This window comes from Ensifer sesbaniae (assembly GCF_013283665.1).
Classification (GTDB): Bacteria; Pseudomonadota; Alphaproteobacteria; order Rhizobiales; family Rhizobiaceae; genus Ensifer; species Ensifer sesbaniae.
Map to the genome: position 1 here is coordinate 387,319 of NZ_JABEKU010000002.1, position 12,717 is coordinate 400,035.

The 12,717-nt window shown below is 62.1% G+C and carries 14 protein-coding genes; 3 read left to right on the plus strand and 11 right to left on the minus strand.

The features are described 5' to 3' along the window. Nucleotides 1-138: 138 nt before the first annotated feature. Nucleotides 139-822, plus strand: a complete 684-nt coding sequence (locus tag BHMPCIPO_RS19625) for an acyltransferase family protein (protein WP_282439082.1) — start codon at nt 139-141, stop codon at nt 820-822. Then, nucleotides 809-1,222: an acyltransferase family protein gene (locus tag BHMPCIPO_RS19630; RefSeq protein WP_173518513.1), complete on the plus strand. Its 414-nt coding sequence runs from the start codon at nt 809-811 to the stop codon at nt 1,220-1,222. Before BHMPCIPO_RS19625 ends, BHMPCIPO_RS19630 begins: the two co-directional genes overlap by 14 nt. A gap of 362 nt (nt 1,223-1,584) precedes the next feature. On the opposite strand, the gene BHMPCIPO_RS19635 is transcribed toward BHMPCIPO_RS19630, so the two are convergent. The 6 genes from BHMPCIPO_RS19635 to BHMPCIPO_RS19660 all read right to left on the minus strand — a co-directional run bounded on the left by BHMPCIPO_RS19635 (nt 1,585) and on the right by BHMPCIPO_RS19660 (nt 7,071). Beyond that, complete coding sequence (locus BHMPCIPO_RS19635) at nt 1,585-2,637, minus strand: alpha/beta fold hydrolase (RefSeq protein ID WP_173518514.1); 1,053 nt, start codon at nt 2,635-2,637, stop codon at nt 1,585-1,587. A gap of 154 nt (nt 2,638-2,791) precedes the next feature. Then, nucleotides 2,792-3,733 carry a GlxA family transcriptional regulator gene (locus BHMPCIPO_RS19640; RefSeq protein ID WP_173518515.1) on the minus strand — a complete coding sequence of 314 codons (942 nt, stop codon included), beginning with the start codon at nt 3,731-3,733 and terminating at the stop codon, nt 2,792-2,794. A 76-nt stretch (nt 3,734-3,809) separates the two neighbouring features. Beyond that, on the minus strand, nt 3,810-4,448 hold the full coding sequence (locus tag BHMPCIPO_RS19645; protein WP_173518516.1) for a VOC family protein: 639 nt from the start codon (nt 4,446-4,448) through the stop codon (nt 3,810-3,812). A 53-nt stretch (nt 4,449-4,501) separates the two neighbouring features. After that, nucleotides 4,502-5,845, minus strand: a complete 1,344-nt coding sequence (locus tag BHMPCIPO_RS19650) for an epoxide hydrolase family protein (RefSeq protein ID WP_173518517.1) — start codon at nt 5,843-5,845, stop codon at nt 4,502-4,504. Between the two features lie 87 nt (nt 5,846-5,932). Further along, nucleotides 5,933-6,733: an SDR family NAD(P)-dependent oxidoreductase gene (locus BHMPCIPO_RS19655; RefSeq protein WP_173518518.1), complete on the minus strand. Its 801-nt coding sequence runs from the start codon at nt 6,731-6,733 to the stop codon at nt 5,933-5,935. Between the two features lie 134 nt (nt 6,734-6,867). Continuing rightward, nucleotides 6,868-7,071 (minus strand): hypothetical protein, encoded by a 204-nt coding sequence (locus BHMPCIPO_RS19660; protein ID WP_173518519.1) that lies wholly within the window; start codon nt 7,069-7,071, stop codon nt 6,868-6,870. Between BHMPCIPO_RS19660 and BHMPCIPO_RS19665 the strand changes: the two genes are divergently transcribed. Next, nucleotides 7,058-7,252, plus strand: coding sequence for a hypothetical protein (locus BHMPCIPO_RS19665; protein ID WP_173518520.1), 195 nt, complete (start codon nt 7,058-7,060; stop codon nt 7,250-7,252). The genes BHMPCIPO_RS19660 and BHMPCIPO_RS19665 overlap by 14 nt on opposite strands. Here the strand turns inward: BHMPCIPO_RS19665 and BHMPCIPO_RS19670 are convergent. The 5 genes from BHMPCIPO_RS19670 to ku form a co-directional block, all read right to left on the minus strand. Further along, nucleotides 7,239-9,008, minus strand: coding sequence for a cytochrome c biogenesis protein DipZ (locus BHMPCIPO_RS19670; RefSeq protein ID WP_173518521.1), 1,770 nt, complete (start codon nt 9,006-9,008; stop codon nt 7,239-7,241). The genes BHMPCIPO_RS19665 and BHMPCIPO_RS19670 overlap by 14 nt on opposite strands. Before the next feature lie 300 nt (nt 9,009-9,308). Continuing rightward, nucleotides 9,309-10,082, minus strand: coding sequence for an exodeoxyribonuclease III (gene xth / locus BHMPCIPO_RS19675; RefSeq protein ID WP_173518522.1), 774 nt, complete (start codon nt 10,080-10,082; stop codon nt 9,309-9,311). A 16-nt stretch (nt 10,083-10,098) separates the two neighbouring features. Beyond that, entirely contained in the window at nt 10,099-10,737 is a 639-nt protein-coding gene (locus tag BHMPCIPO_RS19680) for an alpha/beta hydrolase family protein (protein WP_173518523.1), read from the minus strand. Nucleotide 10,738: 1 nt separating this feature from the next. Next, nucleotides 10,739-11,824 carry a tetratricopeptide repeat protein gene (locus BHMPCIPO_RS19685; protein WP_173518524.1) on the minus strand — a complete coding sequence of 362 codons (1,086 nt, stop codon included), beginning with the start codon at nt 11,822-11,824 and terminating at the stop codon, nt 10,739-10,741. Continuing rightward, a complete protein-coding gene (gene ku, locus BHMPCIPO_RS19690; protein ID WP_173518525.1) occupies nt 11,824-12,708 on the minus strand; it encodes a non-homologous end joining protein Ku in 885 nt (294 codons plus the stop codon). The genes BHMPCIPO_RS19685 and ku overlap by 1 nt, the downstream gene beginning before the upstream one ends. Nucleotides 12,709-12,717: the final 9 nt, after the last annotated feature.

Below are 12,717 nucleotides of genomic sequence, written 5' to 3' on the forward strand. Positions count from 1 at the left end.
GTCGTTGGGGCAGGCGAGTGCAATCGTCTTCAGAGCAATATTTCGAAAAGCTGGATCACGTGCGAGCGTTCGCCGCCTTCATGGTGTTCACTTGGCTTCATCCATGCTGCCGGAGTTCCAGTAGATTACGTCCCGGCTTTGCCGCTGCTCTCATTACTTGAGGAAGGGCATACGGGCGTTTCGCTATTCATGACGCTGAGCGGCTACCTGTTCGCCAAGCTCCTGGACGGGAAACAGATCATCTATAAGAACTTCCTGCGGAACCGGGCCGTCCGCCTCCTGCCCTTGCTGGCAGTCGTCCTGTTGCTTAAGGCAACGATCTGGGTCGCCAACGGAACCCCGGTTCAAGAGGCTGCGGCATGGATCGCGCTTGGAAGCATCCTCCCAAGGTGGCCGAACGGTGCTTGGAGCATCGCGGTAGAATGGCACTTCTACCTGATCCTTCCTGCTCTTCTCTTCGCCGTCGGCATACGACGGGAATCGGCTTTGATGCTGGTCTTTGCGGCGATCGTCTTGCGCCTAAGCCTATTCATGGCTGGCTGGGAGATCCAGCCGATCGGCTACTGGACAATCATCGGTCACATCGACCAGTTCGTCGCCGGGATATATGCTTGGCATTTCTACCGAGGCGGACGCGTGAGGCCCTTGGTGGTCATTGCGGTCGCCATGGCGTTCGTCACCTGCTATCACTGGTTCAACATCGGCGGCGGTTTCTATGGGACTCAAGCGTCGCCGGTGTGGATCTATCTTCCTGCCGCCGAGGCCGCGTTTTACGCCGTGATGATCGCCCCCCTACGACGGATCGAAATTGACGCTGCCTAAGCGGCTATCGGCCTCGGTCTCCTTCGTGGGCACGGTCTCCTATTCGATCTACCTGCTCCACTTTTGGTACTACGGCCCCGTTGCAAAAGCCGTGATGCATTATGTTGGCCCGCTATCCTTTGGGCTTTCGCTTTTGTTTCCCCTGCTGGCTTTTGTGTTCTTCCTGCCTATCGCAGCGCTCAGCTATCGGTGCATCGAACAGCCGTTCTTGAAGCTCCGCACAGATACGCAAGGCGCGGCCCTTCTGCGCCACCAACTCATCACGCCGACGTTTCCGCGCCGATCGTGCAGAAGCTTCCGCTCGCGTTCAGGTTTGAGTATTCCGCCGCAGCCCAGGCGTCGAAAAGTGTGCTGGCATCACCCACCAATTTGCCGCCTGACTTTCAAGAGTCCGGGTTGAAGCATGCCGACCAGCCGACCGCAAAGAGTTACTCCGGGTTCGTCGCTCATGCTGTTCTGCCTTTCGACAGGTGTTCCTTCCAGGCCCGATTACCCTTTTGCGACGAGAAACAGATGGCGCCCCGCAGGTGTGAAGGATGTTTCACCGAGATGCGCAAATGTGTGGAAGTCTGCCAAGGTCAGGGACGGATGCACGCTGATACGAAGGCGGCCGTCCGTCCCGGTGCGCTCAGCTACCCACCGATGGGCGGCCCTGGCCGGGCCGCGCCACATGGCGCCGGGCGCGTTCCCAACGCCCATCGGCGCGGAAAGAACGCGGGACCGGCGAACCGGAACCAGCGCTTCCACGTCTGCGGGAGAAAACTAGAAACGGTCGACGTCGACGACTGCCTCGGCGAAGGCGGACGGCGCCTCTTGCGGCAGGTTGTGGCCGATGCCGGCGGTGATCAGCCGATGCTCATACTTGCCGGAGAAACGCTTGGCATAGGCCGCAGGATCCGGATGCGGCGCGCCGTTGGCGTCGCCCTCCAGCGTGATGGTCGGGACGGTAATGGTCGGGAGTTCAGCGAGCTGTTTTTCGAGGTCGTCATACTTTGCTTCGCCCTCGGCGAGACTGAGGCGCCAACGGTAATTGTGGATCGAGATGTCGACATGGTCAGGGTTCTCGAGCGCCTCGGCGCTCTTGTCGAAGGTGGCATCGTCGAAATTCCACTTGGGCGAGGCAAGCTTCCAGATCAGCCTGGCGAACTCCTTGTGGTTCTGCTTGTAGCCGGCATAGCCCCGCTCGGTGGCGAAGTAGAACTGGTACCACCAGGCAAGCTCGGCCTGCGGTGACAGCGGCTTCCTGTTCGCCTCCTGGCTACCGATGAGATAGCCACTGACCGAAACCATCGCCTTGCAACGCTCGGGCCAGAGGGCGGCGATGATGTTGGCGGTCCTCGCACCCCAATCGCAACCGCCGATGACGGCCTTCTCGATCTTGAGGGCGTCCATCAGAGCGACAATATCGGCGGCGATCGCCGCCTGTTGGCCGTTGCGAGGTGTGTCGGCGGAGAGAAAGCGGGTCGTGCCGTAGCCGCGCAGATACGGCACGATCACGCGATAACCGGCATTTGCCAGCAACGGCGCAACGTCCACATAGGTATGGATGTCATAGGGCCAGCCGTGCAGCAGGATCACGACCGGAGCGTCGCTGGCGCCAAGTTCGGCATAACCGACGTTCAAGACACCCGCATCGATCTGCTTGATTGCAGCAAAGGATTTGTTCGTTCCGGGGGTGATGGCCGGCAGGCGCGCAGCCTCGCTGTTTCCCGATTGCGCTTTGGCGACGCTTGCCGAAACGAACTGCGTCGCCGCCAGCGAGAGCGCAATTGCGCTGATGAAACGACGGCGCGGGTGGTTGATTTCGTCGGACATTGGCTGCCTCCAGTGAACTGAACTGTCATCAGATATGGAGCGCCGATGTATCGCGGTCGTGTGCTCAGCGGCTCACATTGAAAGCGCATGTAGAAAAGGCAGGCCTTGGATACACGGCGATACATCATCCTGTAGCGGTCTCTGCCGTCTAAGGTCAGGCGATGCCCTCGCGCGCATTGCGCCGGATCGTCTGCGGTGGCTGTCCGAGCGTGCGCAGAAAAGCCCGACGCATGCGGTCGCTGTCGGCAAAGCCGGTTTCCTCGGCGATCACGTCCATCGAGTGGCGCCCCTGCTCCATCAGCAGGCGCGCCGCTTCCACGCGCAAATGCTCGACCGCTTTCGCCGGCGATTGTCCCGTCTCGGAACGGAAGGCCCGGCTGAACTGGCGCGCACTCAATCCTGCCGCATCCGCCAATTCCTCGACCGACAACACGTTGCGCAGGTTGGCCTTGGCATAGTTGACCGATTTCTGGATGCGATCCGACTTCGGGTCCAGGTCGAGCAAGGCGGAAAACTGCGATTGGCCGCCGGCGCGTCGCTGATAGACGACCAGCTTGCGGGCGACCTGGCGCGCGATGTCTTCGCCGTGATCCTTCTCGATCATCGCGAGCGCCAGATCGATGCTGGCCGTCATGCCGGCTGAGGTCCACACGCTGCCATCGACGATGAAGATGCGATCTTCTTCGACCCGCACCTCAGGAAAACGCTCCCGCAACTGACGCGCGAATACCCAATGGGTCGTTGCTCGACGGCCGTCGAGCAATCCGGACTCCGCCAGGATGAAGGCACCGGTGCAAGGAGCGGCCACCCGCCGCGAGGCCTTGAGCGCGTGGCGTGCGAAGGCGACCAGCCCGGGAGATACCGGTTCGATTTCGGTGCCCGCGCCAAACATGACCGTGTCATAGATCGTCCCGTCGAAGGCTTTCGTCAGGACGCCGAAGCCGGCGGACGACTTGATCTCGCCGCCCCCTTCCGACAGCAATTCGATCTCGTAGGCCTGTTCGCCGAGCGCCAGATTGGCAACCTCGAAGGCGGTGACCGCCGCGAACCCCATGAGCTGGAATCTTGGAAAGACGACGTAGCCGATCCGGTGCATGTCAAACACCCTGTCTGGAATGGTCGTTTATACCATATTTGCGCCATAGCGGAAACGCGACGGTCAAGGCCGCAGCCTATTCGGGAAGCGGCTTTCCGGCCTGCTCCGCGACCATGTATTCGGCATACCAATCCGGCCAATTGTGATCGTGCTCACCGCCATTGCGTTTCTCATGCTCGCCGTGCGCGGCGGCGGCGCGACGCAGTGCTGCTGCAAGATCGGCAACCGAAGCGAAACCCGTGACATCGCCATCGACACGTCCGGGCAAACGCTCGGTCACTTCCTGAAGCAGCCAGCCGTTACCATCGGGGTCGCTGAAGGTCGCGTAGGAGCGGTAGCTGCGGCGCGCCGGATCGCGCCCCGCGATTGGCGGTTTTCCGGGGCCTTCGCGGTGGAAGATCTCGCTCACTTCGGCGCCGCGTTCAACGAGCTCATCACGCGCGGCTTCGATATCCGAGACGACGAGATAGAGACCATCGGCCGAGCCGGGAGTGGCCGAAGTCAGCCCCGTGCCGAAGTGGATCGACGCCGGCGAGCCCGGCGGCGTGAACTGGACGACGCGAAACGTATCGCCGACGGGAAAGTCGGCATCGAGCCGCCAACCAAGACGACCGTAGAAGGTCTTGGCGCGATCGACGTCCGAGACCGGAATGACGGCGACCTCGAACTTCAGGTCAACCGAAGGCGCTCTGTTGTTGCTATCTGCACGTGTCATGTCACTTCTCCTGTTGTTGCGACGCCGGGCGCGGTTGCGCACGCCCCTTTCCGTCAGCTCGGTTGACGCAATGACTTGAAGGAAGCTCTCAGTTCATCGACCAAGGCCTCCGGTTGTTCCCAGGCTGCAAAGTGTCCCCCCTTGGCGAGGCGATTATAATGGATGAGCTTGGGGAACGCCTTTTCTGCCCAGGACTTTGGTGCCTGATAAAGCTCGTCCGGGAAGGCGCTGACGGCCACCGGGATTTGCACGCCCTTCGGCTGGAAGAAGGCGAGCTTGTTCTCCCAATAGAGACGCGCCGACGATACGGCGGTCTTGGTCAGCCAATACAGCGTGATATTGTCGAGCACATCATCGCGCGTCAGACCCTCTGGCTGGCCATCGAAGACGCGGGCGATCAGTTCGTAGCTGCGGGCGTCATGGTCGAGCATCCAGCTCGCAAGGCCGATCGGGGAGTCTTCGATGCCATAGAGCGTCTGCGGACGCTTGCTCATCTCCTGGGCATAGGACAGCCCGTTCTTGTAGAAGAAATCGAGCTGATCATAGGCACGGCGCTCGTCGGCCGAAAGATCGGATGGTGCCGGGCCGCCAGCATCGAGGCTCTTCTGGATTTCGGTCGGAACGGTCGCCGGCATGTTGGTGTGAATTCCGAGCAAGCCGGCCGGCCGCTGCAGGGCCATCTGCTCCGTGACCGCGTCCCCCCAGTCGCCGCCCTGCGCGACATAGTGGGTATAGCCGAGACGCTGCATCAGCACCGCCCAGGCCCGCGCGATCCGGACGGGATCCCAACCGCGTTCATTCGGCTTGCCGGAGAAGCCGTAGCCCGGCAGCGAGGGAATGACGATGTCGAAGGCATCGGCCTCGCTGCCGCCATGGGCCGTCGGATTGGTCAGGGGATCAATGATCTTCAACTGCTCGATGATCGAGCCGGGCCAGCCGTGGGTGATGATGAGAGGCATCGCATTCTTGTGCTTCGACCGCACGTGAATGAAATGAATATCGACCCCGTCGATGTTGGTGACGAACTGCGGCAGGTCGTTGAGCTTCTTCTCCACCTTGCGCCAATCATACATGGTCGCCCAATAGTCGGCGAGCTTCCGCATGGTGGCGAGTTGCACGCCCTGGGTGCCGTCGTTCACCAACTCGCGGTCCGGCCATCTGGTGGCCGCGATCCGCTGCTTGAGGTCGGCAAGCGCGACGTCACTCGCATGGAACTGGAACGGCCGAATGGATTCGTCGGCCGCAGGCTTTGCGGCCGCCACGATCGGAGCGCCGCCCGCCGAGGAAGCACCCGCGGCGTAGGCGGCGAGCGGAGGGAGCAGGATTGCGATCGCTCCCGACAGCGCGAAGGCGGCCAAGCGACTGCCCTTGGCGACCGGCAAATGGCGTCTGGACATCATCATTCTCCTAGTTCGAGTGTTGAGGCGATGCCGACGGCATCGCCATGCGGTTCCGGGATGGGAGGACCCGGAAGGAGATCGGAGCTATCCCCCGACGTTGTAGCGAGCGGCGGGTGCGCTCCTGGAAAGGTTCGGCATGAGTTTCTGCCGGGCCGCCTCATAGGCCGCCCAATCACCGGCATCCGGCAGCGCCGGAATGGTGATCACTTCGCCCTGATCGAGGCCGGCAAGCGCTGCATCGACCATGTCCTCGGCCTGCATGACGATCTCGCTCGGCACGTGGTCGAGCGGCGTACCGGCGATGCCCCAGAAATCCGTCGCCGTCGCACCGGGCAGCACGGCCTGGATACGGATGTTGTTGTCGGCCAGTTCTTTCTGCAGCGACAGAGTGAACGCCAATACGAAGGCCTTCGTACCACCGTAGACGCCGTTCAGGAGTTCAGGCGCAACGCCGACGATCGAAGCGATATTGATGATCGTGCCGGTACCGCGTGCGACAAATCCCGGCGCGGCCGCATAGGTCAGCCGCGTGAGCGCGCTGACGTTCAGCGTGATCATGTCCTCCATCTTGTCGACATCCGACGCCAGTAACGGCGCGGTCGCGCCGACGCCGGCATTGTTGATCAGTACCGTGATGCTCGCGTCGCTCTGAAGCAGAGCTTCGATCCGCTTCAGATCTCCCTTCTTGCCGAGGTCTGCAGGCACGACCTCAATGGCGCGCCCGGTCTCGTCGGCAAGACGATTGGCTAGGTCATTCAGGCGCTCACGGTTACGGGCAACGAGGATAAGGTCGAAACCCCGGCGCGCCAGCCGATCAGCGTAGATCGCGCCGATGCCGGAGGACGCGCCGGTGATCAATGCAGTTCCTTTGGAATTCGTGTTCACTTCAGGCTCCTTTGCCTTGGGTTTGGAGCCTCGATGGTAGGGCCGGATGGCCATGGCTCAAATGTCATAATTCCGGCATTTTCAGCCACTGCGCTCAGCAGTGAGACCGGCTTCATCCGCGAACACGGGTGGCCCTAGAGCCCAGCCTCGGCTTCCTCCTGCAGGACCTCGTCGGGAAAGGCGGCCTCCTGCGACGGCGAGGCATCGCCGCTCGCCACCTCGGACACCGAACTGGCAAAGATCGCCGCCAGGGGCCCGGGCTCTCTCGGGTCACTGTCCCATGCACAGGGCGCTGCTGCCAGCGCGGCAATGGCAAAAGCTGCGATGAAGGTGCGCATGGTCTGCTCCTGTTTTGATATGGGTTCACCGGGCCAAACCGATCTGGCCGCCAGTTTCGGGCTCGCACGTATTGCTGTTGTGTTCGGAGCGCCGCAAAATTGTATCGGCCTGTACGAAGAGAAAGGCGCCGTCGGAAATGCGGACCGCCGTCAGGCCGTGTCCGAGATCATCCAAAAGTGAAAACGAAGGCTTCGGCGCCAGGCTTGAGGAAGCGGATCTCGAAGGTCCGTTCGCGCGCTTCGCCGGATTGGCGAACGAGCTGGTAAAGGCGGGTCTCCGTGACGGTGCCCTTGCCCGCCGCATCGATATCCGAGCCATGGTCTGCGCCGGGCGGCATCCCGTCGACCGTCACCTGAAACGGTACGGGCTTGCCGCCGGCGCGCGGGCCGAGCACCAGGTGCAGGTCGCGGGCACGGAACCGATAGGTGATGCCACCGCCAGCTTCGTTGAGGCTTGCCTGTTCGGCGCCGACCGTCCAGTTGCCGGTAAGACCCCATTCATTGAGGCGCGGTTCGGCGATGGTGTAGCGCTGGGCTGTGTCAGCCGACACACCTTCCGGCGAGACGAAGTTCGCAGCCCGTGCATAGCCGATATAGGTCTCGCCGGAGCCAAGCCGGGCCAGGTCCGGCGACGCTTCGGCGCCCTTCGCATTCGGCGTGACGAACTCGTTTTCGGCCTTTTGCTTGCCTGCAGCTTCCGCCAGCAGATCCTGGATCACCCGCTCGGAACCTTCATAGTCGCCCTCGCCGAAATGGGTGTAGCGGATCTGCCCTTCGCCATCGATGAAGTAATGGGCCGGCCAGTAGCTGTTGGAGAAGGCACGCCAGATGGCGAAGTTGTTGTCGATTGCGACCGGATAGCCAATTTTGAAGTCACGAACCGCCTTTTCGACGTTTTCGATCTGCTTTTCAAAGGCGAACTCAGGAGTGTGCACGCCGATGACGACAAGGCCCTGGTCGCGATATTTTTCCGCCCAGGCCCGAACGTAGGGGATCGTGCGGATGCAGTTGATGCAGGAGTAGGTCCAGAAGTCGACGAGAACGACCTTGCCGCGAAGCTCGGCGGGCGTCAGCGGCTTTGAATTCAACCATTGAACGGCGCCATCGAGCGATGGCAACGTGCCTTCTACCGGAAGGTCGCTGCGAAAGGCCGCCTGGCGCCCATCCTTCGCGGCAAGAGGCAAGCGGGTGCCCGCGACGTCCACAGGGGCGGCATTGCCACGCAACTGATCGAGAATTGCCTGTTCGAAGCCGGTCGTGCCCGCATAGGAAAGGCGTGCCAGTAGCCCGGTATCGAGGCCAAGAGCGATCGCCGCCACGCCGGTAAGGACCGCAACGCCCAAGCCCTGTCGGATGCGGTCACCAACCCCGAGGAAGCGCTTCATCACCGCAAACACCCTGGCGCCGGCAAGAACCGCCAGTGCCAGTGATGTGGCCGTGCCGGCCGCGTAAGCCGTGAGCAGCAAGGTCGTCTGAACATTTGCCCCGTTCAACGCCGCACCGGTCAGCACCAACCCAAGCACGGGGCCGGCACAGGGCGCCCAGAGCAATCCGGTCGCAACGCCGAGGAGGATGGCGCCGCCAACGCTCCCCTTCTCTTCGGTTGCCACTTTCCTGGACAGGCGACTGCCGAGCGCGACGAGCGGGCCCGTCACGAAAGCGGCGGCACGCGTCGACAAAAGCGTCACGCCAAAGACCGCGAGCAACACGATCGCGGCGTAGCGGCCAAATGCGTTCGCCTGTACCGCCCAGTTTCCCCCGAGTGCGGCGAGCGAAGCGATGCCGGCAAAGGTCACGATCTTGGCGAGCAGCATCGGAAGAATGCTCGTGGAAAAGGGCTGCCCTGCCCGCGCAAACACAAATGGCAGAACCGGGAGGATACAGGGGCTGACGATGGTCAGCACGCCTGCGAGATAGGCTACAACGAACAGGATCATCATCGCTCTCCGCACTGGATCGATGCGCCAGGGCATCGATCGCGCTTGATATGCGCGGCAGAGAACCAGCGCGACGTATCGGCGATGTTTCCGATCGGGGCCGATTTGTATCGTAGTGCAGCGGGGCGCCTTGTTCGTCACATGATCCTTGCCACCCGGCTCGACAGCCCTGCCTTCCCGCTTTCCGCAGAATGCCCGATCAACACAGTCGGAGGGACGTAACGCCGTGCCATAGCTGTCGCGACCAGGCCTTCTCGCTATCGTGGAGCGGCACTTTCGCTGCCTGCAGGCAGGAGCGCCTCAATTGCGCAGTTCGATCCATACCGGCGCATGGTCGCTCGCGCCTTCCATACCGCGGATTTCCCGGTCGATGCCCGCGCCGATGAGTTTGCGGGAGAGCTTGCGACTGAGGAGCATATGGTCGAGCCGAAGCCCGGCATCGCGCTGCCACCGGTTCCGGCGATAATCCCAGAACGTAAAAAGCTCCTGCTTCGGATAAATCTTGCGCAGCGCATCGAGCCAACCCTGATCAAGGAGCTCGCGAAATGCTGCGCGGCTTTGCGGCTGGACCAGGGCGTTGTCATCATAGGAGGTCGTCGGGTAGATATCGCGCGGTTCCGGCACGATGTTGTAGTCGCCCGCAAGCACGACCGGCAGGTCGAGGGCGTAGAGCTCGGCGGCATGTTTGGCCAAGCGCTCATGCCAGGCGAGCTTGTAGGCGTATTTCGGGCCGGGCTGCGGGTTGCCGTTGGGCGCATAGAGACAAGCGACCAGGGTGCCGCTGACGGCGGCCTCGATGTAGCGCGCCTGGTTGTCCGACGGATCGCCGTCGAGCCCGATGCGGGTCAAGATCGGCTCGCTGCCGCGGGCGAGGATCGCCACACCGTTCCAGGCCGATTGTCCCTGCCAGACCGCTCCGTAACCGGCCGCCTCGATGGCCGATTGCGGAAACTGGCGGTCGGTCGCTTTCAATTCCTGCAGACAGACGATGTCGGGCTTGGCCTGCCCCAGCCAGGCGATCAGGTTTTCGAGCCTCTTGTTGATGCCGTTGATGTTGAAGGTGGCGATCTTCATCCCGGCGTCAAGATCATTACGTCAGCCGCGCGGCCCAGGCTGCAACCGCGTCGGCCACGGTCCTCAGGTGATCTGCCGTCGAAAAGCCGGAAATGCTCTTGCGCGGCTTGAGATCATGGTCGCCGTCCTCGAGCCACAGGACTTCGATCGCATCGGAAAGCGTATAAGCTTGAACCTCCTCGCAGGTGCCGAACTCGTCGCGGGTTCCCTGGCAGATCAGGGTCGGCGTCCTAAGGCCCGCCAGATGCTTCGTGCGCAACTGATCGGGCTTTGCCGGCGGATGGAAGGGATAGCCGAGGCAGAGAAGCCCGACGATCCTGCCGGACGCATGAAGATCGTCGGCGATCATGCTTGCAACCCGCCCGCCCATCGATTTGCCGCCGATGACGAGCGGGCCTTTCGTGCCGAGCGCGTCGACGGCGGCCACATATTCCGGGTTGAGCGTCTCAGCGCGCGGCGGCGGTTTGCGTCCCTCCGACGTTCGTCTTGCCGCCATATAGCCGAACTCGAATCGCGCGACGCGAAAGCCTGCTGCGGCGAGCGCCTTGGCGGTCGCGTTCATCGAAGCGGAATCCATCGGCGCGCCGGCACCATGGGCGAGCAGAATGGTGACGGGCGCATCCTCAGGTCCATCGAACAGGAATTTTTCGCCCATGTCAGCCCGCCGTCCTTGGACGCAGATGCAGATCGACATACTGCACACCGCGTTCGGCCGTTCGCGCCCACTCGCTATCGCTGTCGAGTTCGAGATAGCGGCTCCACCAGCGTCTGGCCTCCGCAAGGTCGCCTGCATCAAATTCGAGTTTTGCCAGATTGAAAACGGCGTCGGCATAGTCACCGTCCAGCTCGATCGCCTTCTTGAGGTGCCTGCGGGCGGCATCGATCCGCCCCCGCTCGCTCATCAGCCCGGCCAAATTGAACCAGGCCTCGACAAAGGATGGATCGAACTTGATTGCGCGGGCATAGTCATGCGCCGCATCCAAGTCCCGCCCTGCGGCCTTGAGGCAGTTGGCGCGGTTGAAAGCCGCGACTGAATCCGTTCGGTCCATCGCGAGGTAGCGCTGATAAAAGGCGGCGGCTTGCTCATAATCGCCATTCGCCTCCGCCTCCTCAGCGAGATCGAAGAGGTCCTCCAGAGCGGCATCGTCGGGCGTGTCGAGATCGAAGAGCAGTTGTCCATTCAGCTCACTCAAACCCGCGGCGCTGCGAGCGTATATCGTATTGGTACCATCGTGATGCAGGGAAAGCGCCGTCAGCGAGGCGACCTGTCCGGAGCGATGCACGGACCGGGCGATTGCAACCCAACTCGCCCCGCTCGTGATCAGTTCTGCATATTTCCTGGCGAGGATCAGATCGCGGAACGAATAGGGTTCGCTGTCATGCTCGAAGGCATCGAACAGGGACAAGAGATCGAAGACCCGCGGGGAAAGCTTGGCCTGATCGACCAGCGACTGGCGCGTGAGCGCCGATGCCACCGGCACCGACAGCAGTCCCAAGAGGCGAAGAAAGCCGTTCTCGCTGACGAGCCACCGCCCGGCTGCACGCTCCGCCTCGAAGCGGGCTTCGATTTCAGCTTCGCTCCACTTCATCAGCAGACTGCGGCCGAAGACGAGATATGTCGTCTGCCGTGTGACGCCGCGCCGCAAATGCCCGAATTGCCGCTCGACCTCCCGCGCCACGAGCCGTCGTGGGAAGGCCGAGAGAGCACCAACAATTCCGAATGTCTGGCCAGCAATCGCCATCAGGCTTTCTTCTTCGCGGTCGACTTGGCGGCCGTACGCTTGGCCGGGGCTGCCGCCTTGGCGGTTTCCTTGGCCGCCGGTTCGGCCTTGGTCTTGCTCTTTGCCGGCGGCTTCGACTGCGAAAGGCTTGCCTTCAAGGCATCCATGAGATTGATGACGTTGCCGCGTTCAGGCGCTGCCGCGATGATCGGCTTGTGGCCTTTGAGCTTCTCGCGGATCATCTTCATCAGCGCGATCTCGTAACGATCCTCGTAGTTCTTCGGATCGAAGACCGTCATCTTCTGCTGGATCAGCGCCTCGGCGAGTTGCAGCATTTCCGGGTCGGGATTCCCCACAGGGATATTGCCGAAATATTCAGCCGTTCCGCGCACTTCGCTCGGATTCCTCAGCGTGCACACGAACATCCCCGTCTCGCGTGCGCCGATGGTCACCACCCGCTCGCGGCTCGAAAGAACGAGCCGCGCTATCGCCAGCTTGCCGGTCCTCTTCAGCGCCTCGCGCAGGACCACGAAGGTTTCCTCCGCCATCGCGCCATCGGGCGCCAGATAATAGGGCGCGTCCTGGTAGATCACGTCAACGGAGCCTTCATCGACAAAGGCCTCGATGTTCATCGTGTGATTGGATTCGATCCTGACGCTTTCGAGATCGCTGTCCTCGATGATGATGTATTTCTTGTCCTCGTATTCGTAACCCTTGACCAGGTCCGAGCGCTCGACGAGCCCGAGCTCGGGGTCGACCGGCTTCATGTTGATCCGGTTATGGGTGTCCTTGTGAAGCTGATTGAAGCTGATCCGTTCGCTCGAACTGGTCGCCGGATAGAGCCTGACGGGACAACTGACGAGACTGAGTTTGAGATAACCCTTCCAACTTGCCCTGGGCGCCATGATTGTCTC

What these genes read in the sequence shown, in the direction of transcription:
- BHMPCIPO_RS19685 (WP_173518524.1), bottom strand. Translation starts at nt 11,824, where the DNA reads ATGGCGATTGCTGGCCAGACATTCGGAATTGTTGGTGCTCTCTCGGCC.
- BHMPCIPO_RS19665 (WP_173518520.1), top strand. Translation starts at nt 7,058, where the DNA reads ATGAAGGTGCGCATGGTCTGCTCCTGTTTTGATATGGGTTCACCGGGC.
- BHMPCIPO_RS19660 (WP_173518519.1), bottom strand. Translation starts at nt 7,071, where the DNA reads ATGCGCACCTTCATCGCAGCTTTTGCCATTGCCGCGCTGGCAGCAGCG.
- BHMPCIPO_RS19645 (WP_173518516.1), bottom strand. Translation starts at nt 4,448, where the DNA reads ATGACACGTGCAGATAGCAACAACAGAGCGCCTTCGGTTGACCTGAAG.
- xth (WP_173518522.1), bottom strand. Translation starts at nt 10,082, where the DNA reads ATGAAGATCGCCACCTTCAACATCAACGGCATCAACAAGAGGCTCGAA.
- BHMPCIPO_RS19635 (WP_173518514.1), bottom strand. Translation starts at nt 2,637, where the DNA reads ATGTCCGACGAAATCAACCACCCGCGCCGTCGTTTCATCAGCGCAATT.
- ku (WP_173518525.1), bottom strand. Translation starts at nt 12,708, where the DNA reads ATGGCGCCCAGGGCAAGTTGGAAGGGTTATCTCAAACTCAGTCTCGTC.
- BHMPCIPO_RS19640 (WP_173518515.1), bottom strand. Translation starts at nt 3,733, where the DNA reads ATGCACCGGATCGGCTACGTCGTCTTTCCAAGATTCCAGCTCATGGGG.
- BHMPCIPO_RS19670 (WP_173518521.1), bottom strand. Translation starts at nt 9,008, where the DNA reads ATGATCCTGTTCGTTGTAGCCTATCTCGCAGGCGTGCTGACCATCGTC.
- BHMPCIPO_RS19650 (WP_173518517.1), bottom strand. Translation starts at nt 5,845, where the DNA reads ATGTCCAGACGCCATTTGCCGGTCGCCAAGGGCAGTCGCTTGGCCGCC.
- BHMPCIPO_RS19680 (WP_173518523.1), bottom strand. Translation starts at nt 10,737, where the DNA reads ATGGGCGAAAAATTCCTGTTCGATGGACCTGAGGATGCGCCCGTCACC.